At 73.7% G+C, this 25051-nt stretch carries 21 protein-coding genes, 1 other RNA gene and 3 pseudogenes; 7 read left to right on the forward strand and 18 right to left on the reverse strand.

The genetic code is table 11. The features are described 5' to 3' along the window. Nucleotides 1-636: 636 nt before the first annotated feature. The 3 genes from C5N14_RS31780 to rnpB all read right to left on the reverse strand — a co-directional run bounded on the left by C5N14_RS31780 (nt 637) and on the right by rnpB (nt 3471). Nucleotides 637-2022 carry a pentapeptide repeat-containing protein gene (locus C5N14_RS31780; RefSeq protein ID WP_128763593.1) on the reverse strand — a complete coding sequence of 462 codons (1386 nt, stop codon included), beginning with the start codon at nt 2020-2022 and terminating at the stop codon, nt 637-639. A gap of 401 nt (nt 2023-2423) precedes the next feature. Next, a complete protein-coding gene (locus tag C5N14_RS16875; RefSeq protein WP_243639684.1) occupies nt 2424-2639 on the reverse strand; it encodes a hypothetical protein in 216 nt (71 codons plus the stop codon). Nucleotides 2640-3053: 414 nt separating this feature from the next. Further along, an RNA gene (gene rnpB, locus C5N14_RS16880) (RNase P RNA component class A) lies at nt 3054-3471 on the reverse strand. A 189-nt stretch (nt 3472-3660) separates the two neighbouring features. Here rnpB and C5N14_RS16885 point away from each other — a divergent pair. Beyond that, nucleotides 3661-4422, forward strand: coding sequence for a sulfite exporter TauE/SafE family protein (locus tag C5N14_RS16885; protein ID WP_117669050.1), 762 nt, complete (start codon nt 3661-3663; stop codon nt 4420-4422). 53 nt (nt 4423-4475) lie between these two features. Here the strand turns inward: C5N14_RS16885 and C5N14_RS16890 are convergent, their stop codons facing one another. Beyond that, nucleotides 4476-5708: an MFS transporter gene (locus tag C5N14_RS16890; RefSeq protein WP_117669051.1), complete on the reverse strand. Its 1233-nt coding sequence runs from the start codon at nt 5706-5708 to the stop codon at nt 4476-4478. A 53-nt stretch (nt 5709-5761) separates the two neighbouring features. Between C5N14_RS16890 and C5N14_RS16895 the strand changes: the two genes are divergently transcribed. Further along, nucleotides 5762-6238 carry a MarR family winged helix-turn-helix transcriptional regulator gene (locus C5N14_RS16895; protein ID WP_117669052.1) on the forward strand — a complete coding sequence of 159 codons (477 nt, stop codon included), beginning with the start codon at nt 5762-5764 and terminating at the stop codon, nt 6236-6238. A 136-nt stretch (nt 6239-6374) separates the two neighbouring features. Here the strand turns inward: C5N14_RS16895 and mctP are convergent, their stop codons facing one another. The 7 genes from mctP to C5N14_RS16930 form a co-directional block, all read right to left on the reverse strand. Next, nucleotides 6375-8030, reverse strand: a complete 1656-nt coding sequence (gene mctP, locus C5N14_RS16900; protein ID WP_117669053.1) for a monocarboxylate uptake permease MctP — start codon at nt 8028-8030, stop codon at nt 6375-6377. Between the two features lie 58 nt (nt 8031-8088). Then, nucleotides 8089-8331, reverse strand: coding sequence for a DUF3311 domain-containing protein (locus C5N14_RS16905; RefSeq protein ID WP_117669054.1), 243 nt, complete (start codon nt 8329-8331; stop codon nt 8089-8091). Nucleotides 8332-8558: 227 nt separating this feature from the next. Next, nucleotides 8559-9770 carry a bifunctional RNase H/acid phosphatase gene (locus tag C5N14_RS16910; RefSeq protein WP_117669055.1) on the reverse strand — a complete coding sequence of 404 codons (1212 nt, stop codon included), beginning with the start codon at nt 9768-9770 and terminating at the stop codon, nt 8559-8561. A 5-nt stretch (nt 9771-9775) separates the two neighbouring features. Next, the gene (locus C5N14_RS16915) at nt 9776-10513 is read right to left on the reverse strand and encodes a zinc ribbon domain-containing protein (RefSeq protein WP_117669056.1); all 738 of its coding nucleotides are present in this window, start codon (nt 10511-10513) and stop codon (nt 9776-9778) included. After that, nucleotides 10503-11465: a Nif3-like dinuclear metal center hexameric protein gene (locus tag C5N14_RS16920; RefSeq protein ID WP_117669057.1), complete on the reverse strand. Its 963-nt coding sequence runs from the start codon at nt 11463-11465 to the stop codon at nt 10503-10505. Before C5N14_RS16920 ends, C5N14_RS16915 begins: the two co-directional genes overlap by 11 nt. A gap of 102 nt (nt 11466-11567) precedes the next feature. Beyond that, complete coding sequence (locus C5N14_RS16925; protein WP_117669085.1) at nt 11568-12149, reverse strand: flavoprotein; 582 nt, start codon at nt 12147-12149, stop codon at nt 11568-11570. Between the two features lie 17 nt (nt 12150-12166). After that, entirely contained in the window at nt 12167-13396 is a 1230-nt protein-coding gene (locus tag C5N14_RS16930) for a helix-turn-helix domain-containing protein (protein ID WP_117669058.1), read from the reverse strand. Nucleotides 13397-13642: 246 nt separating this feature from the next. On the opposite strand from C5N14_RS16930, the gene C5N14_RS16935 reads away from it, so the two are divergent. Beyond that, nucleotides 13643-14314 (forward strand): bifunctional DNA primase/polymerase, encoded by a 672-nt coding sequence (locus C5N14_RS16935; RefSeq protein ID WP_117669059.1) that lies wholly within the window; start codon nt 13643-13645, stop codon nt 14312-14314. A gap of 407 nt (nt 14315-14721) precedes the next feature. On the opposite strand, the gene C5N14_RS16940 is transcribed toward C5N14_RS16935, so the two are convergent. After that, nucleotides 14722-15447 carry an FAD:protein FMN transferase gene (locus C5N14_RS16940; protein WP_117669086.1) on the reverse strand — a complete coding sequence of 242 codons (726 nt, stop codon included), beginning with the start codon at nt 15445-15447 and terminating at the stop codon, nt 14722-14724. 49 nt (nt 15448-15496) lie between these two features. Beyond that, nucleotides 15497-16198, reverse strand: coding sequence for an FMN-binding protein (locus C5N14_RS16945; protein ID WP_117669060.1), 702 nt, complete (start codon nt 16196-16198; stop codon nt 15497-15499). A 491-nt stretch (nt 16199-16689) separates the two neighbouring features. Here C5N14_RS16945 and C5N14_RS16950 point away from each other — a divergent pair, with 491 nt between their 5' ends. Further along, complete coding sequence (locus C5N14_RS16950) at nt 16690-16947, forward strand: DUF3040 domain-containing protein (RefSeq protein ID WP_117669061.1); 258 nt, start codon at nt 16690-16692, stop codon at nt 16945-16947. A 110-nt stretch (nt 16948-17057) separates the two neighbouring features. On the opposite strand, the gene C5N14_RS16955 is transcribed toward C5N14_RS16950, so the two are convergent. The 3 genes and pseudogenes from C5N14_RS16955 to C5N14_RS34210 all read right to left on the reverse strand — a co-directional run. After that, entirely contained in the window at nt 17058-18158 is a 1101-nt protein-coding gene (locus tag C5N14_RS16955) for an SWIM zinc finger family protein (RefSeq protein WP_117669062.1), read from the reverse strand. After that, nucleotides 18155-20314: pseudogene (locus C5N14_RS16960) on the reverse strand (DEAD/DEAH box helicase); the annotation flags it as partial. The gene C5N14_RS16955 and the pseudogene C5N14_RS16960, both read right to left, overlap by 4 nt. A 113-nt stretch (nt 20315-20427) precedes the next feature. Further along, a pseudogene (locus tag C5N14_RS34210) lies at nt 20428-21439 on the reverse strand (hypothetical protein); the annotation flags it as partial. Nucleotides 21440-21550: 111 nt separating this feature from the next. Here C5N14_RS34210 and C5N14_RS16965 point away from each other — a divergent pair. Beyond that, nucleotides 21551-21952, forward strand: coding sequence for a tachylectin-related carbohydrate-binding protein (locus tag C5N14_RS16965; RefSeq protein ID WP_117669064.1), 402 nt, complete (start codon nt 21551-21553; stop codon nt 21950-21952). A gap of 22 nt (nt 21953-21974) precedes the next feature. Continuing rightward, a complete protein-coding gene (locus C5N14_RS16970; protein ID WP_117669065.1) occupies nt 21975-22847 on the forward strand; it encodes a carbohydrate kinase family protein in 873 nt (290 codons plus the stop codon). 61 nt (nt 22848-22908) lie between these two features. On the opposite strand, the gene C5N14_RS16975 is transcribed toward C5N14_RS16970, so the two are convergent. Continuing rightward, entirely contained in the window at nt 22909-23430 is a 522-nt protein-coding gene (locus tag C5N14_RS16975) for a DinB family protein (RefSeq protein ID WP_117669066.1), read from the reverse strand. Between the two features lie 149 nt (nt 23431-23579). On the opposite strand from C5N14_RS16975, the gene C5N14_RS16980 reads away from it, so the two are divergent. Then, nucleotides 23580-23786, forward strand: coding sequence for a hypothetical protein (locus tag C5N14_RS16980; RefSeq protein WP_117669067.1), 207 nt, complete (start codon nt 23580-23582; stop codon nt 23784-23786). 62 nt (nt 23787-23848) lie between these two features. Here C5N14_RS16980 and C5N14_RS16985 read toward each other — a convergent pair. Beyond that, nucleotides 23849-24979: pseudogene (locus C5N14_RS16985) on the reverse strand (polysaccharide pyruvyl transferase family protein); the annotation flags it as partial. Between the last annotated feature and the right edge of the window lie 72 nt (nt 24980-25051).

Genomic DNA, 25051 nt, shown 5'->3' on the forward strand with positions numbered 1-25051 from the left:
GCGCAAGCCGGAGGCACAGACGTGGATCGGTCGAGCTGCCGTCCCGGCACCAGAGCAGCCCCTGATGACCAGGGCCGGCGTATGGCGTTCGGCAAAGGCCATCAAGCGCCTCAACCAGAGGTGAACCATGCCAATCCCACAGAGGCGACCAGAACCCCCGTTTCCCGTTCTGATGGCCGGCTACGTCATCGACTTCCATCACCGCTCCGTCTGCTCGAAGTGCTCTGACGACGGATGCCCACGCCTGGAGGCGGCCGGCGAGATCCTACGCGCCTGGCGAGACAGAAAGAACCGACGTGAAGGCCGGTGACGTGCTGCACCTGACCCGCGCGGCAAGCCCTCAGTTCGTACGGCCGATCTTCTTCCGCCTCATCAGGGTCCGCGCCGAGCTTCACACCTACGATGGGTGGACGTGGCTGGACGGCTACCAACTAAACGAGAGGGCCGAGGCCGCAGCCCGCAGGGAGTTGTTTGTTTTAAAGGCAGGGGTTCGCCTTCTGCGCTCCCCTCCCTTACCCCAGACAGGAATCACAGGAATCAATCAGCACGTTCCACCTCTAAGCATCAGAAGATCGCAGAAACAGTGAGATGCGGGCCACACGCCACCATCACCCCGCCCCATACCGCAAAGGGGAACTAAAAGAACTGAGCATGACCAAGTCCTGACCTTATTCCAAAAGTACCGCCACCCCGCACACAACAACCAACTTGCGAAGATGGCATTGCAATAACTGTCGGGTAATCGTCTTCTGGCTCGCTCTCGATGCCCAAAAATCTGACCACTGCGCTGGATTCAGCACCCACGTAATGACCTACACTCCAACCCGTCGGCAGGACGTGCCTATTGAGAGAAGCGCGCACCACAAGCGATCCCTCGAATTCCACTTCCGCGTCAAAAGTGGCTTTTCGGAAGTTGATGGAGTCATGGAAGGAGCAACGCGGAAAACCGGCCCTCCCCCCAAAAAGGGAACCCTCGAAGGCCGCAACCCCAAACCTGGCCCCATCAAAGCCCACATTCCCCAGGAACAAGGAGGAGTCAAACGCCCCTTTGTCATAGAAGTATGCATTTTCGAAACCCGAATCGGATTGGAACACCACTGCGATCGCGTCCAATACTTTGCATCGGACGTTTTCAAACCAAGCACTCTGCACGAAGGTGCTGCCGCTCATTGCAAGCACGGAAGCCTGGACCTCGCGAAAATCAGCGAGCCCCGCGAAGGTAGCTCCTATGAAAGTTGCGTGATCCCATCGACTAGACGAAAACATCGACTTCCCGAAAAATACGGCCCCATCAAAGACCGCTCGATCAACTTCCACGCTGGAGAAGTCTAAATCGAGCAGGGAAGCGCCAGCCAAGTTCAGCGCCACCCCGTCCCATCTAATAGGCCTTACGCCTGATAGAGCCGAATTGCTTGAGGGCACGCTAGAACCGGAGATGGAAGACGGTTGGGAGAAATCAGGCTGGTACAGGTGCCGCCGCAGCACAGACTGAATAGTCAGACGAACTTCTCGCTCGCGTAGCGCGATGTCCAACTTCGTTCGCTGCTCGTCTGATTCAATCTCAGACGCCGCTAGGTCAACCTTTATGTCACTCGGATTGAACGGCATGCGCAGATAAGCGCACAGCAAGTCGACAATAGTTTGTCGCTGGCCTGGAGTGTCGTCGGCAAGCCTCTCAAGAGCATATATGCCTGCCATACGAATCGGCGCCTTCTCCGAGCCAAGCTGCTCTGCCGCCTTGACGTACAGCTCTGTTATTCGCTTTTCCGTCGCATCAACTTCAGCGTAGGCAACAGTACGCTGCTTTACATAGAGGTCATCACGATCTACGCGCTCTTTTACATACTGCCTTCGAAGGGCCAGAAGTAAGGCAACCACCGCCCCTAGCGCCGCAGCAACTCCCAAAGCATTTCGTATGGCATCTAGCTGAATCTGAGTGCGCCGCAATGCGATGTCCACCTGCTCGGCCGGAGTAAGCGAGTCCAGCGGCAAGTTGTTTGCATCGAGAGCTGTGCTCCACATCCATGCACCAGCTGCTAGCACAAGCAAAAGGAGTACAAGAGTCCCAACGGCGAGCGTGATGGGATGGAGGGGCTTATAGTTCCCCCAGTCCCTGGCACGCTTCCCGGCCTTTCGGACCTTGCTCGCCTTTCCGGCTATGTTCGCCCGCTTCCAAGGTGCCCAGAACCACGACCGCCTGTCAGTGTCATGCAGCGTGACAGAACTTAGCCATCGTCTTGCCCGCATCCGGCCGCGCTTCATCGGGCTACTCTGCCGAATTCCCCTCTTTGAGATCAAGGCACCGCGCTCCGCGCGGTGCGGGCGGCAAGCCCGGCCGGCGGCAAGCCGCCCCGGACGCCTACGGCACCGGGGCGGTAAGCCGCCGACAGCCGCCGGGACACCGCCCCGACGCGGGACGCAGATCAGTCCAGGGCGAGTTCGTCCGGGTAGCGCTCACGAAGCGCAGCGACCGCATGGCGCAGGCAGTAGTCAAGGCTGTTGCCGTCGCACCTGATCGCCGCCGCGCCGAGCTGCTGGCCCGAGATCACCACCGTCCAGGGTTTGTGCTCCCGCTCTCCGTCAATCTTGACGATGCCAACCAGGCCCAGTTCCCCCAGGCGTTCCAGCAACTCCGGCACCCGCTCATCCCACCCCATCCGGGGATTGGACCACGAAGGCCGGTACGGAAGCCGGACGGTCGGCCTGGTCGCGTGGTCGGGGCTTCCGGCTGCCGCACCAGTCCAACCCCGGGACTGGCTTGCCACAGGCTCATCCCATCCGGCACCCGGCTCCAAGGCCAGGACGTACCCGGCCCTCCCCCGCAGCCGCCGGCCCCTACCCGGAACCACACCCGCCGGCCCGTACAGGCCCCACGACGGCGCAGCACGGCCGACCCGAGGCGAGGTCAACGGAGCCAGCGCTCAGGGCGTCTCCAGGGCGTCAGGGCGTCCACAGGGCGTCAAACGCCGGCCAATGTTGACCAAGAACGACCATCGACGCCCGGGTATAGAACCAGCTCAGAGCCATGATCAAGGCTCTGAGCTGGTGGGCGACGGACGAGTCGACCTGTACGCCGGATTCTGTGCCCGGCGCGTACCCCTCGCGGGGTTCGCGCCAGCGGCGGCCATCCATCTAGGCCTGCCGTCGCCGACAGGCTCGTGCGGCCTACCCGCAGACATCGGGCGGGCAGCCCTCAAGCGTCTGCGCTGGGTCGTCATCTTGCGGTGACGGCCCGTTTTGGCCTTGCTCCGGGTGGGGTTTACCGAGCCATCCCGGTCACCCGGGATGCTGGTGGGCTCTTACCCCACCGTTTCACCCTTACCGTCCCCGTTTGGGGCCGGCGGTCTGTTTTCTGTGGCACTGTCCCGCGGGTCGCCCCGGGTTGCCGTTAGCAACCACCCTGCCCTGTGGAGTCCGGACGTTCCTCGGCGACGGGCCGGAGCCCGTCGACGCGACCGCCCGGTCGACTCGTCCGTCGCGTCATCATCCTAACGACGCGGCGGCCTCGACTATTGCCGACCCTCACCCGCCATTGATCCACACGATGTCAGGGATGTTGGGGGTTGGCGGGGCTGGGACGCCGCCGTGTGCGTGACATGAAGTGGATCAAGGCCAGGGTACGGGGGCGGGGGCGCCTCGCGGGTACTAGCCTCGGGGATCATGGACGTCTCCCACGCCGCGCTCCTGGTCACCGCCGGCCTCGCCGCGGGCACGGTGAACGCGGTGGCCGGGGGCGGTTCGCTGATCACCTTTCCGGCCCTGATCGCGGTCGGCCTGCCGCCGGTGCCGGCGAACGTGAGCAACTCCGTGTCGGTCTTTCCCGGGTACGTGGCCAGCGTGGCGGGCAGCCGGACGGACCTGCCGCGCGGGCGGGCGCTGTGGCTGCTGCTGCCGACCACCGTCGCCGGCACGATCGTCGGGTGCCTGCTGCTGCTGGCCACCCCGGCGCGGGCGTTCGAGCTGGTGGTGCCGTTCCTGGTGCTCGGGGCCACCGCCGTGCTCGCCTTCCAGGATCCGCTGCGCCGGCTCGTCGGGCACCCGGCCGACCTGGCGCCGCGCCGCCGTACGGTCACCGTGCAGGCCATGGTCGCCGTCGGCGCGGTGTACGGCGGCTACTTCGGCGCGGCGCTCGGGGTGATGCTGGTGGCCGGCCTGGCCCTGGTGCTGGACGCGACGCTGGCCCGGGTGACGGCGGTCAAGAACCTGCTCTCCGCCACGGTCGGGCTGACCACGCTGGTGATCTTCGCGCTGTTCGGGCCGGTGAACTGGGCCGCCGTGGCGGTGGTCGCCCCGGCGGCGCTGGTCGGCGGGTACGTGGGCGCGCGGCTGGTCCGCCGGCTGCCGCCGGTGGTGTTGAAGACGCTGATCGTGGTCTTCGGCACCGGCATCGGCCTGTACCTGCTCTGGCGCGCGCTGCGCTGAGCCCGCGACCGGTGCCGCCCGGGGGCGGGCCCGGGCACGGGCTCAGCGGCGGCTCAGTACGCCTCGCCGACCGGTTCCTCCGGGGTGTGCTCGGCGCCGGCGGCGGCCCGGTTCCACCGGGACCAGAGCACCCGCTCGCCGTAGCCCGCGGCCATCACGTGGGCGAAGGCGAGGTAGACCAGCACGCCGACGGCGAGGACGCCGAATCCGACCCAGAACGGCAGGGCGAGGCTGTGCTCGGCGAGTTTGCCGGCGATGATCGGGGCGGGCGCGGCGGCGCCCCAGCGGACCAGGTTGAACGCGCCGGTGGTCACCCGACGGTCGCCGGAGCCGAGGCCGAGCGCCAGGTCGGTGAGGTTGGCGTTGGCCAGGCCCATGAACAGGCCGGAGATCACGAGCACCACCAGCGACATGGCGGTGCCGGTCGAGGTGGCGAACAGGACCATGCAGACCAGCAGCCCGGCGATGGCCACGCCGACGGTCTGCACGGCGCCGATGCGGTGGGCGAGCCGGTGGCCGATCACCAGGATGCCGGCGGCCAGGCCGAGGCCCCAGCCGGTGAACGCCAGCCCCAGCGGGACGACGTCCAGGCCGAGGAAAAGCGGCGTGTAGCCGAGCACCACGAAGAAGACGAAGTTGTACGCGGCGGTGACCACGCACAGCGTGACGAACGCGGGCTTGCGGTAGGTCGAGAAGATCTGCCCGACGCGTACGGGCGCCTGCCGGTTGGCCGGCTCACGGAGCTTGCGGGACGCGATGGCCAGGGCGAGCACCATGAACACGCCGCAGACGAAGAACGGCAGCCGCCAGCTCACCTGGCCGAGCAGGCCGCCGATCAGCGGGCCGACGGCGAAGCCGAGGCCGAGCGCGGCCTCGAAGAGGCCGACCACCCACTCGCGGTCGTTGGCGAGGTTGACCAGCACCACCATGGCGGTGGCGAAGAACATCGCGTTGCCCAGCCCCCACACGCCGCGCAGCACGGAGAGCTGCACGATGTCGTTGCTGAACGAGGCGAGTATGGCGGCCAGGCCGACCACCGAGACACCGGTGATCAGCACCAGCTTGAAGCCGAACCTCCCGCTGGCCAGGGTCGCGGGGATCATCCCGACGGCCATCACCGCGATGTACGCCGTGAACAGCAGCTCGACCTGCCAGGCGGTGACCCCGATGGCCTCGCCGATGGCGGGCAGGATCGGGTCGACCACGGCGATGCCGGCGATGGCGAGGAAGGCCACCAGTGTGGTGGCGTAGATGGCACTGCGGTTGGGCTCGGTACGCCGATCCACTCCGCCTCCCAGATAGCTGTATTCTACAGTTAATTCCGTTGTATCATACAGGCATGAGCGACGACCACACCACGGGAAGCGGGTCGGACGAGACCGCCCTCGGGCGGATCGAGACCGAGGTGGCGATGCTGATGCGCCTCGGCGAGGCGACCCGACGGGCCACCGGCAGCGCCGAGCACCGGGTGCTGGACCGCGCGGCGTACGTGATCCTGCGGCACCTGGCCGCGGCCGGGCCGCAGAACGTCTCGGCGCTGGCCGCCCGGCTCAACCTGGACGGCTCCACCGTCACCCGGCAGGTCGCGGCGATGCAGCGGGACGGCCTGATCGACCGGGCCCCCGACCCGACCGACGGCCGGGGCACGATGATCTCCCCCACCCCGGCCGGGCTGCACCGGATGGCCGCCGTGCGGACGGCCCGCACCCGGCTCTACGGCGACATCCTCGCCGACTGGACGCCCGGGGACCGGGACACCCTCGCCGACCTGCTCGCCCGGCTCAACCGGGCGCTGGAGAACCGCACCCGCCGCTGAGCCGGCCACCCCCTCCCTGCCGGCGGAGCAGGACGAAACTCCCAGACCAGGACGAACCGCGGAGCAGGACGAACCCACGGAAGGACCCCCGGACCGACCAGGGGCCCTTCCGCGCCCGCCCCGCACCGGCACCCGCTCAGGCGACGGGTTCGGGGGCGGCGTCGGCGTCCCGGGTGGGCCCGGGGGTGACGCGCGGGTCGCCCTCGTCGGCGAAGTAGTCGTCCGGCGTGGTGCCGTCGGTGCCCGCGGCCACCCGCGCGGCCCGCAGGGCCAGGGTGACCAGGGCGGCGACCGCCAGGTTCACCAGCACGGCCACGATGCCGACGTAGATCGTCTTCGTGGTGTCGAGGCCGAATTCGCCCAGCGGGAACGCCGAGCCGCCGAAGTGCGCCCGCTTCGTCGCCGGGTTGGGGATCTGGTAGAGCATCCACATGCCCAGGCCCATGCCGGCCGCCCAGCCGGCGACCAGCGCGCCCCGGTGGAACCAGCGGGTGTAGAGGCCCAGCGCCACCGCCGGCAGCGTCTGGAGGATGATCACGCCGCCGATGAGCTGGAGGTCGATGGAGAACTGCGGGTCGAGGAAGACGATGCAGGCCACCGCGCCGACCTTCACCACCAGCGAGGTGATCTTCGAGACGCTCGCCTCCTGCGCCGGGGTGGCGTCCCGCCGCAGGTACTCCTTGTAGATGTTGCGGGTGAACAGGTTCGCCGCCGCGATCGACATGATCGCCGCCGGCACCAGCGCCCCGATGCCGATGGCCGCGTACGCGACCCCGGCGAACCAGTCCGGGAACTGCTGGTCGAACAGCACCGGCACCACCGTGTTGCTGTCCACGGTGCCGGCGCTCGCCCCGGGCAGCGGTTTCACCCCCGCCGCGATGGCCATGAAGCCGAGCAGCGCGATCAGCCCCAGCACCAGGCTGTACGCCGGCAGCGCCGACATGTTCCGCTTGATCACGCCCCGGTTCCGGCTGGCCAGCACGCCGGTGATGCTGTGCGGGTAGAGGAACAGCGCCAGCGCCGAGCCGAACGCCAGGGTGACGTACTGGAGCTGGTTGTTGGCGTTGAGCAGGACCCCGTCGTTCGGGTTCGGCGACGCGGCGAACTTCGCCTCGGCGGCGTCGAAGATGCCGCCCCAGCCGCCCAGCTTCTGCGGCAGCCAGAGCACCGCCACCAGGATCACGATGTAGATCAGCGAGTCCTTGACGAACGCGATCAGCGCCGGCGCGCGCAGCCCCGACTGGTACGTGTAGGCGGCCAGGATCGCGAACGCGATGATGATCGGCAGGTGCCGGGCCACCGCGCCATCGCCGGTCACCCCCATGGTCTTGAGCACCGCCTCGATGCCGACGAGCTGCAACGCGATGTACGGCATGGTGGCGACGATGCCGGTGATCGCGATGAGCAGCGCCAGCACCGGCGAGTCGAACCGGCTGCGGACGAAGTCTGCCGGGGTGACGAAACCGTGCCGGTGCGAGACCGACCAGAGCCGGCACAGCACCAGGAACACCAGCGGGTAGACGACGATGGTGTACGGCACGGCGAAGAACCCGGCCGCGCCCGCGCCGAACATCAGCGCCGGCACCGCCACGAAGGTGTACGCCGTGTACAGGTCGCCGCCGACCAGGAACCAGGTGATCCAGCCGCCGAAGCTGCGCCCGCCCAGCCCCCACTCGTCGAGGTGGTCCATGTCCTTCGGGGCCCGCCACCGGGCCGCGACGAAGCCCATGGCGCTGACCAGCAGGAACAGCACCGTGAAGACGATGATCTCGGTCAGGTGGTCGCGCCACATCACTGCACCACCTTCGTTCGCGACTGCGGGGCTCGCCGGCCCGGCTCACTCCTCGCGCTCACCGGCCAGCCCGCTTCTTCGTGAGCTGGTAGACCAGCGTGGTGGTGGCCACCCCGAGCAGGATGTAGCTCAGTTGCAGCCAGTAGAAGCGCGGGAACCCGAGCAGGCGCGGCGAGTCGGCGTTGAAGAACACCGGAACCAGCGGCACCACGATCGGGATGAACAGCAACCAGTTCCAGGGGCTGTGGTCCTTCGCCCTGGACGACGCCGAGCCGGGCGTCTCCGGTTCGGGTGCAGCCATCCGACACACCTCCGGGAGGTCGTATCTCGCCAGTGACGGCCGCACGCTACGACCACGTGACCCCCGTCACGTCCGATCGACGGCCCCCGATGCGCCGAACGGCTCCCCGCCTGCGCCGAACGGCCGCACCCGCCCGGGAAAACCCCGCGCAAATACCCGGAAAGAGTGGCCATTCGCCGAGGAATGGCCACTCTTTCCGGGAAAGTGCGCCGGGAGGGGTGGGGGGGTTAGGGGGTGGGGAGGTGGGCGGTGTCGTTGATCGAGCGGACCGCTATGCCGCCGTCGGGCCAGCGGTCCAGGACGGAGATGCCGGCCGCGTCGAGGTAGAGCCGGTGCAGGAACGTGTCGTCGGCCGCGAGGGCGTCGCGCAGCACCAGCTTGATCGGCGAGACGTGCGAGACCACCACCACGGTCTCCCCGGGGTACGCCGCAAGCAGCGCGTCCGTGGCCCGGGCCGCCCGGGCGGCGACCTCGGTGAACGACTCGCCGTCCGGCGGGGCGACCCGGGTGGAGGCGAGCCAGGCGTCCAACTCCCCCGGCCAGCCGGAGCGCACCTCGGCGAAGGTGCGCCCCTCCCAGGCGCCGAAGTCGCACTCGATCAGGTCGCCGACCGTGCGTACCGGGACGTCGCCGAGCGCCCCGGCGATCGCCTCGGCGGTCGCCGTACACCGGGACAGGGGCGAGCTGACCACGGCCGCGACGGACGGGGCGAGGGCGGCCACCCGGGCGGCCGTGGCCCGCACCTGGGCCCGGCCCCGCGCGGACAGCGGCACGTCGCCCCGGCCGGAGTAGCGGCGCTGCTCGGTGAACTCGGTCTCGCCGTGCCGGACCAGGATCAGCCGGGTGGCGGTGTCGCTGGGGCGCGGCTCCCAGGACGGGGGGACGGTGGCCGGGTCGGAGCCGGCCCCCCGGGTGGCGGCGCGGGCGGCGGCCTCGCGGGCGCGGGCCCGGGCGGGCGAGTCCGGGGCGGCCACCTCGCGCAGCGGCTCGGCGGCCGGGGCCGGTGCGGCGGCCCGGGCCGGCCGGCCGGCGGCGACGTCCATCGCCGCGTTGGCGAGGGCATCGGCGTGCCGGTTGCGCTCCCGCGGGATCCACTGGAAGCGGACCGCGGTGAACCGGCCGACCAGGGCCGCCGCCTGCGCGGCGAGCGGACGCAGCCCCGGGTGCTTGATCTGCCAGCGCCCGCACATCTGCTCGACCACCAGCTTGGAGTCCATCCGGGCGTCGACCTCGGCCGCGCCCAGCTCGGCGGCGGCCTCCAGCCCGGCGATCAGCCCCCGGTACTCGGCGACGTTGTTGGTGGCGGTGCCGATCGCCTCGGACCGCTCGGCCAGCACCTCGCCGCTGTCCGGGTCCCGGACCACCGCCCCGTAGCCGGCCGGGCCGGGGTTGCCCCGGGATCCGCCGTCGGCCTCGATGACGACCGCGCGCACCGTCATCGCGCCTACAGCCCGGACTCGTTGGTGCGGACCATGATCCGACGGCACTCCTCGCAGCGGACCACCTCGTCCGGGGCGGCCTTGCGGATGCGGGCCATGTCGGCGCCGGAGAGTTCCAGCCGGCAGCCGCCGCAGCGGGCGCCGGTGAGCAGGGCAGCGCCGAGCCCGCTGTCCTCGCGGATCTTGTCGTAGAGGGCGACCAGGTCGCCCGGCAGGTCGCCGGCGAGGGGCTGGCGGGCGGTCCGCTTGAACTCCTCCTCCTTGGCGATCTCGGCGAGGGCCTCGTCGCGGCGCTGCTCGGCCGCGGCGCGCCGCTCCCGCGCCTCGGCCGCCCGCCGCTCGATGCCGTCGAGCACCCCCTGGGCGGTCTCCCGCTGCTCCATCAGCTCCAGCTCGGCGTCCTCCAGGTCGCTCTGCCGGCGGTTCAGCGAGACCAGCTCGTGCTGGAGCGCCTCCAGCTCCCGGGCCGGTCCGGTGCCGACGGCGAGCCGCGCCTCGTCCTTGTTCTTGCGGGCCCGGACCTGGTCGACGTCCTTCTCCAGCCGGGCGATGTCCCGGTCGAGGTCGTCGACGGCCACCTGGGCGCGGACCCGTTCGTCCTCCAGCGCGGAGAGTTCCCGCGCGAGGGCCTCCAGTTCGGCCCGCTCGGGTAGGGACCGGCGGCGGTGGGCGAGCTGGGCGAGGGAGGTGTCGATCGCCTGGAGGTCGAGCAGGCGGCGCTGGACCTTGGGGTCAGCCTTCACGGTCGGGGCTCCTTGTCGTCCGCGCGGAGGCGGGGTCGGGGTCGGCGGCGGAGGCCGGGGCGGCGCCGCCGGGCGCGGGGTCGGCGGTGGGGTCGGCGGGTGCCGGGCCGGCGCCGGGCGCGGTGGCGTGCACCGTCCACGGGTCGGTGTCCAGGTCGGACACCATGGTCTCGACGCCCAGCTCGGCCCGGAGCAGGGCGGCCAGGTCGTCCAGCCAGGGTCGTTCGGTCGCCCAGTGGGCGGCGTCGAGCAGGGCCGGTCCCCCGGCGGCGAGGTGCTCGCCGGCGGGGTGGTGGCGCAGGTCGGCGGTGAGGTAGGCGTCGACGCCGGCCGCGGTGGCCGCGCCGAGGAAGGCGTCCCCCGATCCGCCGCTGACCGCAAGGGTACGCACCGTCCGCGCCGGGTCGCCGGCGGCGCGGACGCCCCAGGCGGTGGCGGGCAGCACGACGGCGGCGTGCCGGGTCAGCTCGGCGAGGGTCATCGGCCGGGGCAGCTCACCGATCCGGCCGATCCCCCGGCCCGGGCCGGCCGCCGGGGTGCCCGGGGCCGGGGGGTGCAGCGGGCGCATCCCGGTCAGCCCGAAGCGGGCCGCCAGCGCGTCGGAGACGCCGGGGTCGGCCACGTCGGCGTTGGTGTGCGCGACGAGGAGCGCCACGTCGGCCTTGATCAGTTGGTGGACGATCCGCCCCTTGTACGTCGTCGGGGCGACCGAGGAGACCCCGCGCAGCAGCAGCGGGTGGTGGGCGACGATCATGTCCGCCCCGGCGGCGAGGGCCTCGGCGACGGTCTCGGGGACGACGTCGACCACGCAGGCCACCCGGCGGACCTCGGCGGTCGGCTCGCCGAGCACCAGCCCGACCCGGTCCCAGTCCTCAGCCCAGGCCGGCGGGAAGTGCCGGTGCAGCGTCGCCACCACGTCGGCCACCGTCGGCGGTGTCGGGGTTGTGCTCACGGCGGGCCACTCTACCGGCGCGCGCCGTAGGTCAGGGCCGCGGCTGTGGACAGGGGCCCCCGGTGCAACGGAATCCGTCGGCAAGGGGCCCCTGCTTCTCGATCAGGCGGCTGGGGTGACCGGGCGGCACCGGTCGCGCAGCGCCGCCAGGCCGGCGCCCCACGGGAACGCGTGCAGGTGACGCTCGCCGGCGCCGGGTGGGTGCAGGGGCACGACGTGGTCGCCGAAGACCACGTCCACCCCCCACTCGGCGAGCCGGGCCAGGCTGGTCCGGAAGGCCGGGTGCCCGGCCATCGCGGCGTTGGTGAACGGCACCGCCACGATCGGCACCCCCTTGCCCTGGGCCTCGACCAGCAGGCCGAGGGCGAGGGTGTCGGTGATCCCGGCCGCCCACTTGTTGACCGTGTTGACCGTGGCCGGGCAGACGATCATCGCGTCGGCCGGCGGCAGCACGTCCGGGTCGCCCGGGTCCTTGTACCGGCTGCGGACCGGGTGGCCGGTCTGCCGGGCCAGTGCCGGCCGGTCGACGAACTTCGCGCCGTCCGGCGTGGCGACCACGCAGACCTCCCACCCGTCCTGCTGGGCCAGCTCGACCAGGCGGCCGACGTGACCGGCGAGGGGTGACCCGCAGGCGATGACGTAGAGCACCCCACGGCGCTCGCTGCTGCGGTGCGGGCCGTTCATGCCGACCCCCGACGCGCTCATACTCCCACTCCCATGTGCTCAGCCAACTCCGCAATCGGCGGCGGCGGCGCACCCCGTGTGCGACGCAGGACGTCCGACATCACCTCGTGGGCGATCGGGCGGCAGCGGATCTCCGAGGGCGCGAGCCGGTCGCCGCGCAGCAGCATCTCCCCGGCGCCGGCCACGTCGCCGATCTGGGCCATGCCCCGGGCGATGTCGAGCAGGTGGTGGGCCCGCCGCTCGGGCAGCAGGCCGTTGAAGGACGGCTCGGGGATGCGCTGGTGGTGCACCTCCACCGCCCGCCCCCCGTCGCCCAGCTCCACGGCGGCGGCGGCCCGGTGCAGCTCGACGTTCGTCGGTCCGAAGGAGGTCCAGTAGTGGTTGTGGTCGCCGCCGAGCAGGACGGCCGCCTCCTGGGCGCCGTTGATCAGGTCGTCCACCGTCGCCGAGTCGCCGAGCCGGGAGGCGGCCATCGCGCCCTGGAGCAGCAGCATCCCGTAGACGGAGAGCCGGTCCGGGGTGGCCTCGTTGGCGCCGCCGGGGGCCAGCCGGTTGGCGATGTTGACGTTGAGCTCCAGCGCGGGCCGGGCCCGGCCCATGGCGACCATCGCGTTGCAGACCCGGGTGGTGGCGATCCCGGCCAGGAGCTGGTCGTCGGCCCGCTGGGCGACCGCCATCGACCGGTCGGCGGCCAGCCAGGCCAGGTCGCACTCGCCGAGTTTGCGCAGCACCGAGGAGGCGATCTGGTACACCTGGCCGAGCAGGTGGGCGGCGTCGCGGGCCTGGTCGCCGCCGTGGCCGGCGTCCGCCGCCTGGGCGTCGCGCAGCAGCTTCGGCAGCGCCCGGGTGAGCATCCCGTAGCGGCCGTACTGGTAGGTCAGCCAGGCGTGGTTGACCGCCTTGCGCATGTCCACCAGCGGCGGCGGGAACGGGGCCGCGTCGAAGTAGGCGCTCATCGAGTCGTACCGCTCCAGGGCGGCCCGGATCTCCTGGACCTCGACCTGGTCGATGCAGTTGAGCGCGTCGGTGCGCCGCTCCGGGTCCTTGCCGAGCAGCAACTGCACGTCGACCTGGAGGATGTCGGCGATCTCGTAGAGGACGGAGAACTTGTCCAGCCGGCGCACCCCGCGCTCGACCTTGTCCACCCAGCTCTTGGACTTGCCGAGCCGGTCGGCGAAGACCTGCTGGGACATCTTGCGCCGCCCGCGCCAGTACGCCACCCGCCGGCCTATGGGTAACTCGTCCATGTCCCATCCCTCCCCTGGCCGGGCCGGCTGGCCTCGGCGGCGACCGTGCGGACGGTACGGTGGTCCGTTCGTCCCCAGGTTTTCGCTGGTCGCACAGCCAGTACGTCGGCCGTGCGGGCAGTACTCGTAGCTTTCGTGCAAATTGCACCAGCCGTTCCGTCAAGTCAACGAACGCGGGATACGGCAGTGACGGCGCTCGACAAGCGACCTGGCACCTACCGGTCCGGGCGAGAGGAGTTCGAAGGCATGTGGGGGAACGTCGGGCCGCGGGTCGCGCAGTTGTCGCCGCTGGAACGGGTCCGGCTGCGCCGGGTCGCCGTCCGCTACGCCGTCCACGGCTGGGAGGTGACCCCGGGCGCGTGCCTGGCCCGCAGCCGCTTCGTGTGCGGCCGGGCCGGCTGTCCCACCGTCGGCTGTCATCCCGCCCTGGAGGACTGGGAGCGGGCGGCCAGCACCGACGCGGCGCGGGTGGCGACCTGGTGGCGCAGCCGCCCGCACGGCGTGCTGCTGCCCACCGGACGGGCGTTCGACGTGCTGGAGGTGCCGGCCCATCTCGGGCGCGGGGTCCTCGACGCGGTGGGGACCCATCCGGCCGGCTTCGGGGTCCGCGGCCCGGTGGTGGTGACGCCGACCGGACGGTGGATGTTCCTGGTCCGCCCCGGCGACCCGCTGCGCCCGGAGCTGGAGCACTGCTTCCACGTGGTCCGGCACGGCGCCGGCTCGTGGATCCCGGCGCCGCCGACCCGGCTGCCGGAGGGCACGGTCCGCTGGGCGGTCGCCCCGGAACAGGCGCGCTGGCAGCTCCCGGACTCCTACCTGGTGCAGAACGTGCTGGTCGACGCCCTGCGGGCCACCGGCGTGACGCTCACCCCCGAGCTGCTCCCCAACCACCTGCCACTGCCGCGGCGCGGCTGGTGAACCCGTCCGCGACATGTCCGACGCCGACGGGCCGGCCTGTCGGGGAGCCGACGCGTCCCGGGCAGCGTCCCGGCGGCCCGGGACGTCGTTGACCCGGACGAGGGGGCGACAGCGCCCCGAGCGGGGGTGTGATGTCCAGCAGGGATGACGCGGCACGCCGACCCGACGGCGCGGAACCGCCACCGCACCACCGACGCGGGCACCGCTGGCCGCCGACCCGTCCGTCCGGTTCCCGCCCCGGCCGCCCCCGGCCGGGAGGCGCTCACCCGGCCGGCAGCCGCCGCCCCGCCGGCTGACCGCCCCCACCCTCCGCGATCTTGCAGTTCGGGCCCGGACACACGGGGACAAAAGCCGCATCTCCGGGGCCGTGGGTCCATGATCGCGGCGAGCGGTGGGGGCCATGTCCGTCAGCCGGTCAGGAGGGGGAGGCGGGTGGAGTGCAGGCAGCGGGCGTCGTCCGTGATCACCGCGTGCAGGTGGCCCGGGAGGCGGTCGAGCCAGCCGATGCCGGCCATCCCCATCGCCACCGCCGCCGTGGCGTACGCGTCGGCCACCCCGAGGTCCGGGCCGACCACGGTGACCGAGCGCAGCCCGGTGGCCGGGGCGCCCCGGCGCGGGTCGAGCACGTGCTGCCCGCGCTCGTACACGCCGGAGGTGGCCACGGCCAGGTCGGTGCCGGTGAGCACCAGGCAGGCCGACGACCCGTCCCACGGGTGCCGGACGCCGATCCGCCACGGCCGGCCGCTCGCCGAGTGCCCCCGGACGCGGACGTCCCCGCCGGCGTTCAGGCAGTGGTTCGGCGCGCCTGCGGCGACCAGCCGGTCCGAGGCGACCTGCGCCGCCCAGCCCTTCACGTAGCCGGACGGGTCCAGCCGCCCGGTGACGTACACGTCGAAGAAGCCGTCCGTGGCGCCCCACAGCTCGGCGCAGCGCTCCAGCACCACACGCAGGTCCGCGGACGCCTCGGACAGCAGCACCTCGCCCCGGTCGAACCGGCACACCTCGCTGTCGGCCCGGTACGTGCTGAACCGGGCGTCCACCTCGCGCAGCCAGGCGAAGACGTCCCCGGCCAGCTCGCGCAGCCGCGGCGGGGGCAGGTCGTCCGCGAGGTCCAGGCTGATCGCCGTGCCCATGACCTGCTCGACCAGGCGCAGGCCGGGGCGGATCACCCGCGTGGTCACCTCAGCGGGCCCGGTCGAGGGCGGCCTGCAACGACTGCCGGTACGCGGTGCTGGTGGCGGTCGCACCGGAGACGGTGTCCAGGTCGGCGCTCTGCTTCCGTACCGCCTGCCCGGCGGTGCCGCTGTACCGGCCGTCGACCTCGTCGCTGCGCCGGTCGGACTGCGCGGTTTCCTGGGGCAGTTCCAGCGCCGTGCTCGGCTGCTGACCGCCGGGGCGGGCGGGGGTGCCGTCGGTGGCCGTGGTGCCGGTGGCGTCACCGACCGGGGCGTCGCCGCCGAAGAGTCCACGCACCTGCGGGGTCATGGCCAGGACGGCGCCGCCGGCCACCACCGCGGCGGTGCCCCCGAGGGCGGCGAGGGCGCGCCGCCGGCCCGCCCGGCGGCCCGGGTCGTCGTCATCGTCCAGGTTGGGCAGTCCGTAGCCGGTGGTCGCGGTCGCGGCCCGGGCCGGCCGGCCGAGGCCGTCGGGGCCGACCCACTGGGGGCCGCGGTGGGCCGACCCGGGGGCGGCGGGCGCGTACTGCGGATACGGGCCGGCCGGGGCGGGGGGAGCGTCGGGGTACGGGGGGTTCGACTGGTGGCCGGACGGGCCGTAGGGGTCGGACGTGCCATGGTCGCGGTAACCGTCCGGGGTGGGGTGCTGTCGTCCGTCCCAGCCGCGGTCGTCCCGCAGCCGGCGCGGTGGCACATTCTGGTCGGCCATGTACCAATCCCGTTCCGTCGAACGCCGGCACGGCTGCGCCCGGGGGTGGGGCGGTGCGGCGACTACTGCTGGAGGAGTTGCTACGGGACGGTAACCGGGGGGTGAAGGGCCTTCAAGACACGCCGAACCGGCCGGCGACGGCACTTAAGGCGACGCTCAACGGCACCGGCGGACGGCCCGTTTCGGCTGCTGCCGGCGGGGACGTCCGGAGCAGGGCGTACCCGTACCGGGCGTGCCGGTTCGCCCCGTCCCCGCGTGACGTGCGTCGTTCCACGGCACAGCGAAACTTAAGCCGGGAATAAGCCTGCGCTCAGCCGGCCCACGACCCGGGAACCCGCGCTCCGGTGGGCGGTGGACGCACCCCGGGCGGAAGGTCGGCGCCGGCTCCCGCCCAAGCGATCTGTCGAAAGTAGCAGCAGGAGGGGCGCGTGAGCCGCCGCCGCAGCGGGTATGCCGCCGAACCGCTGAACGCGTGAGGGGAAGGCACCGCCATGCTCAGCAAAGAGGATCAGCGCAGGTTCGAACAGATCACCCGTCAGCTCCGGGAGAGCGATCCGGAGTTCTTCGCCCGCCTGGACCACCGGGCCCGGGCCCGCCGCGGCCGGTACCTGATGCTGTTGACCGTCGTGCTGTGGGCCTCGCTGCCGGCGGCGACCGTGCTGGCCGGCGGGCTGGCCGGGGCGGTCTTCGCGGTGGTGCTGCTGGCCAACGCCGCGCTCATGTGGCGGTTCCGCCGTCGCTGGTTGTGACGCCGGTCCGGCCGCCGCTCCGGCGTGGACGGTGGCCCCGGCAGCCCGACCGGGCGTGCACCGTGGCACCGGGCGTCGGCCCGGCGTGGACGGTGGCCCGGGCGCCGCCGTCACCGCGCCGGCCGGGACCCGGGGGTAGCCGGCCGGTCCGGCTCCGGGCGGGCGCGACCGAACTCCCGGTACGCCCGGCGCAGCCGCTCCAGCAGGCCCGGCCCGCCGAGCGCGGGCGCGGGCGCGCCGAGCTGCCGCAGCAGCAGGTCCGGGCCCGTCGACAGGGTCGGCGGACGGTCCGGCAGCGGCACCGGCGGCACCCAGAACCGGTCGACGGCGTCGTCCAGCGGCGCTGCGGGCAGCGCGGCGAGCGACCGCGCGGCGCCGACGGCCGGCGCGACGCCCGGACCGTCCCCGGTGGACGGCGATCCGGGGCCGACGCCGGCAACCGCCGGGGCGGCCGGCCCGGCCCGACCGATGCCGTCCGATGTGGACGGTGTGGCCGGTGCGGGCACCCGCCCGGCCGGGGCGTCCCGGCCACCCGCCGGGGACCCGGCGGCGCTGCCGGCCGGTGCCGCCCGGTCGGCCGCCGGGGCGGCAGCGGCACGCAGGGCGCGCAGCCGGTCCAGCAGCTCCGCCCGACGTCGGCCCCGCCAGTGCAGCAGCTCGAACGGGTCCGCGTCGAACGCCTCGGCGAGCAGGTAGAACGTCGCCGCGAGGTGCTTGCACGGGACGGCGAAGTCGGGGCAGCTACACCGCTGGGCCAGCTCGCCGACCCCGGCGGGGAACAGCGGCGCCCCGGCACCGGCGCACAGCTCCTCCAGCTCGGCCGGGAGGTCGCCGGCGAGCAGCCGGGCGCTGAAGAACGCCTGCGCCGCCAGCTCCGCCTCGATCCGGTCCCACAGCGCCGCCGGAAACGGCTCCAGCGCGATCCGCACCTGGTACGGCTCGGGCCGGGAGCCCTGCACCCGCGCGGTCACCACGCCGGGGGCGACGTCGAGGCTGAGCACCTGCCCCGCCCGCGCGTACGACCGGCCCCGGGTGAGCCGGGTGCCCAGTGCGAACGACTCCAGCACCTCCAGGAACCGGCGGGACCACCAGGACCGGCCGATCGCCCCCCGGGTGCTGCGGGCGCGCAGCCCGCCGTCCACCCGGCGCGGCCGGCCGTAGTCGGCGAACCGGCCGGTCGACGCCGGCCCGTCCGAAGCCGGCCCGGTCACTCGACCACCGCCCCGGCCTCCAGCGCGAACAGCTCGCGCAGCCGCTCGGTGGACAGCTCGGTCACCCACTGCTCGCCGGTGCCCACCACGGACGCGGCCAGGCTGCGCTTCTCGGCGATCATGGCGGCCACCTTCTCCTCCACCGTGCCGGCGCAGACGAACTTGCGTACCTGCACCCGCCGGCGCTGGCCGATCCGGAACGCCCGGTCGGTGGCCTGGTCCTCGACGGCCGGGTTCCACCACCGGTCGACGTGCACCACGTGGTTGGCGGCGGTGAGGGTGAGCCCGGTGCCGCCGGCCTTGAGGCTGAGCACGAACAGCGGCGGCCCGCCGGCGGACTGGAAGCGGGTCACCATCGCGTCCCGGTCGGCCTTGCCCACCCCGCCGTGCAGGAAGAGCACCTCCCGGCCGAACCGGGCGGAGAGGTGCCCGCGCAGCATCCCGCCGAACTCGGCGTACTGGGTGAACAGCAGGGCCCGCTCCCCCGCCGCCAGCACCTCGTCGAGGATCTCCTCCAGCCGGGCCAGCTTGCCGGACCGGCCGGCCAGCGCGGAGCCGTCGCGCAGGAGCTGGGCGGGGTGGTTGCAGACCTGCTTGAGCCGGGTCATCGCCGACAGCACCAGGCCGCGCCGCTCAATGCCGTCACTGGACTCGATGCGGGCCAGCATGTCGTCCACCACCGCCCGGTAGAGCGACGCCTGCTCGGCGGTGAGGTTGCACAGCACCTCCATCTCCAGCTTCTCGGGCAGGTCGGAGATGATCGACGAGTCGGTCTTGAGCCGGCGCAGCACGAACGGGCCGGTCATCCGGCGCAGCCGCTCGGCGGCCTCGGCGTCGCCGTGCCGCTCGATCGGCTCGGCGTACGCCTTGCGGAACGCCGCCGCCGGGCCGAGCAGGCCGGGATTGGCGAACTGCATGATCGACCACAGATCGGCGAGCCGGTTCTCCACCGGCGTGCCGGTGACCGCCACCCGGTGCCGGGCGGGCAGCGACCGGACCGCCTCCGCCTGCCGGGTGGCGGCGTTCTTGATCGCCTGCGCCTCGTCCACCACCACCCGGTGCCAGTCGATCCCGGCCAGCTCGACCGCGTCCCGGGCGGCCACCGAGTAGGTGGTGAGGACCAGGTCCGCCGCGTGCACGACCGCGGCGAACCCCTCCCCCCGGGCCCGCTCGGCCCCGTGGTGCACGTGTACGCGCAGCGCCGGAGCGAACCGGGCGGCCTCCCGCTGCCAGTTGCCCACCAGCGACATCGGGCAGACCAGCAGGGTCGGCCCGGCGCTCGGCGGGTCCCCGGCGATCAGGGCCAGTAGCTGCACCGTCTTGCCCAGCCCCATGTCGTCGGCGAGCACCCCGCCGAGGCCGAGCGACTGGAGGAACGCCAGCCAGGCCAGCCCGCGCCGCTGGTACGGCCGCAGCGTCCCGGTGAACGCCGGCGGCGGGTCCAACGGGGTGAGCCGCCGCTCGGCCTGCCCGGCGAGCAGCTCGCCGAGCGGCCCGTCGGCGGTCACCTCCAGCACCGGCAGCGCGTCGTCGGAGTCCGCGTCGGCGAGGCCGAGCCGGAGCAGGTCGGCCACGGTCAGCTCGCCGGCCGAGCGGAGCAGCCGCAGCCCGGCGGCGAGCCGCCCCGGGTCCAGCTCCACCCAGCGCCCCCGCAGCCGGACCAGCGGGGTCTTCAGCTCCGCCAGCGCGGCCAGTTCCTCGGCGGTGAGCGGCTCGTCGCCGAGGGCCACCTCCCACCGGTAGTCGACCAGCGCATCCAGGCCGAACCCGCCGTCGACGGCGGCCACGGTCCCCGGCGCGGTGCGGCTGCGGGCCTGCAACCGGGCCCCCAGCCGGGACGAGGGCCGCCGCCACCAGGACGGCAGCAGCACCCCGAAACCGGCGGCGTGCAGCACCGGCGCGCCGTCGCGCAGGAACCGGTGCGCGCCCTCGACGTCCAGCTCCAGGGCCTCCGGGGTGGCCGTGCGCAGCGCCGCGTCCAGCTCCGGCCAGAGCCGGCTGGCCCGGCCCAGCTCGGCGAGCAGGGTCTCCTGCGGGGAGTCCAGCCGGCCGGCGAGGGCGGGCCCGGGGTGCGGGGACCGCCAGACCTGCCCGGCGTCGACGATCAGGCTGGGCTCGTCGGCGGCCTGGAGCCCGAACTCGACCCGCCAGCGACCGGCGTCGGGCGGCGTCCCGGCCGGGTCGGCCCCCACGTCCCGGGCCCCGGCCGGCGCGCCGCCGAGCGGGTTCGCCGGCGTATCGCCGAGCGGGTCGGTCGAGGCGTCGCCGAGCGGGTCGGCGGCCGGCTCCACCAAGCGGAAGCTGGCCCGGACCGCGCCGCCGGCCGCGTCCCGCTGCCAGTCGTCCAGCTCGGCGCGCAGCGCCGCGAGGGCCCCCGGCTCGGCGGTGAACTCCCCGGCCGGCCCGGTCAGCGCGGCCAGCCAGGCCGGCACCGCGCCGGTAGGCCGGCCGCCCCGGGCCAGCGTGGTGCGGGTGAGGGCGGCCCGGGCGGCGGCGTCGGTCAGCGCGTCGAGGGCGTCGGCGACCAGGTCGCCGGGGGGCAGGTCGCCGGCGGCCCGGGCCACCGGCGGGAGGGCCAGCGCGAGCGACCGGGCCCACGCCGCGTCGGCGCCGGTGAGCAACGGCCGCCACACCGCCCGCGCCGCCGCAGCCCCGGGCTCGCCGTCCTCGGGCCGCGCCGGGACGACCCCGGGCAGGACGCGGCCCCGGCGGACCAGGTCCGCGGCGAACTCCGCCAGCTCGGCCAGGTGCCGCAGGGTGGCGCCGGGCACCCCGGCGCGGTCGCCGGCAGCGCGCAGCAGCGCGAGCGCGTCCGCCGGGGCGTACCGGAGGGCGGGGGCGCGCCAGCCGGCGAGGGTGACCGGCCCGCGGACCGGCTCGGCGACGGCGGTCCGGACCAGCTCCGGCGAGTCGACCGGCGAGCCCGCCCGGGTGGGCAGGCGCAGCAGCACCGACCCGGCCTCGGCGGTTGTCCCCGGCGTGCCGGGTGGCCGGTCGGTTGCCGAACCGGCGGTCTCGGGGCCCACGGTTGCCGACCCGGCCGTCCCCGGGCCGTCGGCCCCCCGGCCGGAGGGCGGCGGGGCGGTGGTCTCCGGGGCGGTGGGGTCGAGGGCCGTGGGGGCGAGGGCGGCGGCCAGGGCGGCGTGGTCGGCGGCGAACGGGTGGGGCCGCTCGCGGGGCGCCCGGCCGGGGCGGCGGGGGGCCCGCGCCGGGCGGCTGGTGTCCTCGGCCCAGACGGCGAGCCCTCGGCCGGGCAACCACGCCCCGTGGATGACCAGCACCCGTCCCCCCTCCGACCGACGACCACCGAGGATAGCCGGACCCGGCCCGGACACCGGTCCGGCCGGACCGGGACAGCGCCCGGCGTCGGGCACTGGGGCTGGCAGACCGGCGTGACCGGATGGGCCAGCGGCTCCGGCCGGAGGATCGGCACCGGGTGGAACCAGTTCCGCACCGTGCTGGGCAGCACCGACGGGTCGCTCTACGGGGTGCGGGCCGACGGCACGATCCACTACTACCGGTACGTCTGCACCAACTACACCACCGGGGCGGGCTACTGGAGCGGCAGCCGGCAGATCGGGGCCGGCTTCCAGCGGTTCCCCCGGCTGTTCGTCTTCAGCGCCTCGTCGATCACCTTCGCCGGGGCGCTGGACTCCGACCCCGCGCTGTCGCGGATCTTCCGGAACGTCTTCACGCTGGCGCTGGAGAAGGGCCCGGCGGTCCGCCGCACCCGGGCGCCGATGCGGCGCACCGAGCCCGCGCCCGCGCAGCCCGAGCCGACGCCGCTGGAGTGAGCCCGGCCGCTACCGTCGTGCCATGTTCGATCTTCTCGTGCTCGGCGGCCTGGGGGTGGACGTGCGGGTACGCGTGCCGCAGCTCCCGCTGCCGGCCGCCGACTCGCTCACCGTCCCCCCGATCGAGCTGCGGGTCGGCAACACGGGAGCCGGCATGGCGCTGGCCGCCCGCGCGCTCGGCCTGCGGGTGGCGGTCGTCGACGTGCTCGGCGCCGACCCGGCGGGCGACGTGGTCCGGGCCGCGCTGGACCGGGCCGGGGTGCACACCGTGCTGGCCGTGGACCCGGGCGGGACCCGCCGATCGGTGAACCTGGTGGACCCGGCCGGCCGACGGATGTCGCTCTACGACCCCCGCCCCTGGCAGGGGCCGCCGCCGTTCGCGCCGGAGCGGCTGGCCGCGCTGGCCCGGGACGCGGCGCACGTGCACCTGTCGATCATGGACTGGGCGCCGCCCGTGCTGCCCGCGCTGCGTGCCGGGCTGCCGGCCGGGGTCGGCCTCTCCACCGACCTGCACGACTGGGACGGCGACAACCCCTACCACCGCCCGTTCGCCGAGGTGGCCGACCTGGTCCTCGTCAGCGGCGTCCGGCTCGGCGCACGGGCCGGGGCGCTCGCCGCCGCACTGGCGCCCCGGACCACCGTGGTCACCCGGGGCGCGGACGGTGCGGAACTCTTCGCCGCCGGCGGGCCGCCCGCCCAGGTGCCCGCCGCCGCGCCGCCGGGGCCGGTGGTGGACACCAACGGCGCCGGGGACGCGTTCGCGGCCGGCCTGGTCGCCGCCCGACTGCGCGGCGCGGGGCTGGCCGAGGCGGCGGCGTACGCGGCCCGGGTCGCCGCGGCGGCCTGCGCCCACGACGGCATGGAGTACCCGCCGGGGCTGCTGCCGCCCGGTTGAGCGGGCCGGGCGGGGGCAGCCCCGACCGGCGCGCCACCTGGCCGGCCGGGTGGCGTCGTGGTCAGACCGCCCCGGTGGAGCCGTCGGTCAGCTCGCGCAGGATGTCGGCGTGGCCGGCGTGCCGGGCCGTCTCCTCCACCAGGTGCGTCAGGATCCAGCGCAGGGAGACCTCGCCGAGCTGCGGGTGCGGCACCACGTGGTCGAGGTCGAAGCGCGCGGCGACCGCGCGGGACCGGGCGCAGGCCCGCTCGTAGCCGGCCAGGAGGGACTGGACCGTGTCGGCGTCGTCGAGGGTGAAGCTCGCCGCCGCCTCCTCCTCGGTGGTCTGGTAGAGGTCGCCGGGCTCCGGGGCGAGCAGGCAGGGGAACCAGTTCCGCTCGACCAGCGTCAGGTGCTTCACCAGGCCGGCGAGGGTGGTGAGGGAGGGCACCAGTCGGCGCCGGGCGTCGGCGTCGCTGAGGCCGCGCAGCTTGCGCGCCACGGTGGCGCGGTGGAAGTCGAGGAAGGATTCGAGCACTGCGCGCTCGTCGCCGGTGCGGGCCAGTACCGGCCCGAGGGTGGGGTCGATCGCGATCTCCGCCATTGCCGGACCCTAGCGGGCGACGGTCCCGCCACGCTGCCCCGGCCGAGCCGCCCGGGCCGGACGAGGGTGGTTTGGCAGTGGCCGGAGGTGGGGCGGTGGCGGGGCGGGTATCTCCTGCGGGGCGGCGGTCGCCCGGGCAGGATTGGGCCATGGCAGCAACGGTGGAGATCCCGCTGGCGGGCGGCAGCGCCGACGGGCAGACGGTCGTGGTCGAGTTGGACAGCAACGGCCGTCCGCCGTTGACCCACCACCACCTCGGCGAGCACGGGCTGGCCGAGGCCGACATCTACGAGCTGGAGTCGGTGGCCGAGGGCGGCCGGGGGTGGCTCTACCGGTGGCGGGGCCCGGCCGTCTGAGCGCCGGTCGCCCCGGTCGGGCGGGAGACGCCGGCCGGCCTCGCGACGCCCGCCCGGCCCGGCAGCCGCGACGAGCGCAGGCTCTCCAGCACCGCGGCGGTCACCTGCGAGGTGCCCCGGGCCTGCTCGCAGACCTCGGCCACCCGGCGGGCCGTCTCCGCGGAGCGGGCCTCCCGCTCGTCCCACAGCCGGTCCACCTCGGCCAGCAGCGGCCCCTCCACCTCCCGCTCCACGCCGCGCAGCGCCGGCACGCCGAGGCGCTGGGCCAGGTCGAAGACCTTTCCCGCGTACGGCAGGGGCAGGAACGGGGTGCCGACCATCGCGGCGAAGATCAGGAAGTGCAGCCGCATGCCGACGGCGAGGTCGAAGTGCCGCATCAGCCCGAGCACCTGCCGGGGTGAGTAGTCGCCGTGCAGGATGCGCCCCCGTTCGGCGGTGGTCATGTGCGACATCACGCCGTGCGAGTGCCGGATGTCGTCGCGTTCCATGGGCACGAAGAGCACGTACGCGTCGATCCGGTGGATCAGGAAGTCGGCGATCTGGGCGATCAGCCGGTGGTAGCCGTCGACGTCGAGCCGTTCGGCGGCCCGGCCCGGCTCGCGGACGCTGAGCCCGACCAGCCGCCGGCCGGCCGGCACCCCCTCCTCGCGCAGGAGCCCCTCGGGGAACTCCTCCGGCTCCAGCAGGAACGCCGGGTCGGCGGTCACCGTGATCGGGTTGACCAGCCCGGCCTCCTCCAGCACCATCCGGGACTCCTGGTCCCGCACGGTCACCTCGGTGGCGTCGGCCAGGGTCTCCCGGACCATCCCGGTGTCCACCCCGTCGCTAAGCGGCCCCACCCCCACCGCGTACGTGAGCAGGGGCAGGCCCCGCTCCTGGGCCACCCGGACCACCCGCAGGTAGCGGCGCGCCTCCCGGTCGTAGAGGATGCCGCCGCCGCCGAGGATCAGCAGGTCCAGCTCGGCCAGCACCTGCGCCGAGTCGACCCGGCTGACCCCCTCCCAGGGCACCGCCTCCACGTCGGGATGGGCCCGGGCGGTGTGCTCCGGGTTCCGGGAGAAGACGATGATCCGCGCCTGCGGCTCGTGCGAGCGCAGGTCGGCCAGGAGGCCGCTCAGGATCGCCTCGTCGCCGAGGTTGCGGCCACCGTACGAGCCCAGCACACCGATCGTCAGCGCGGTGCGGTCCCCCATCGCCTCGCTCCTCCCGATGTGCGTTCGGGCAGGGTTCCCGCTGCGTACGGGGGCACACCTGGGTCGGTAGGC

It is taken from the genome of Micromonospora sp. MW-13, assembly GCF_003434305.1.
GTDB lineage: Bacteria > Actinomycetota > Actinomycetes > Mycobacteriales > Micromonosporaceae > Micromonospora.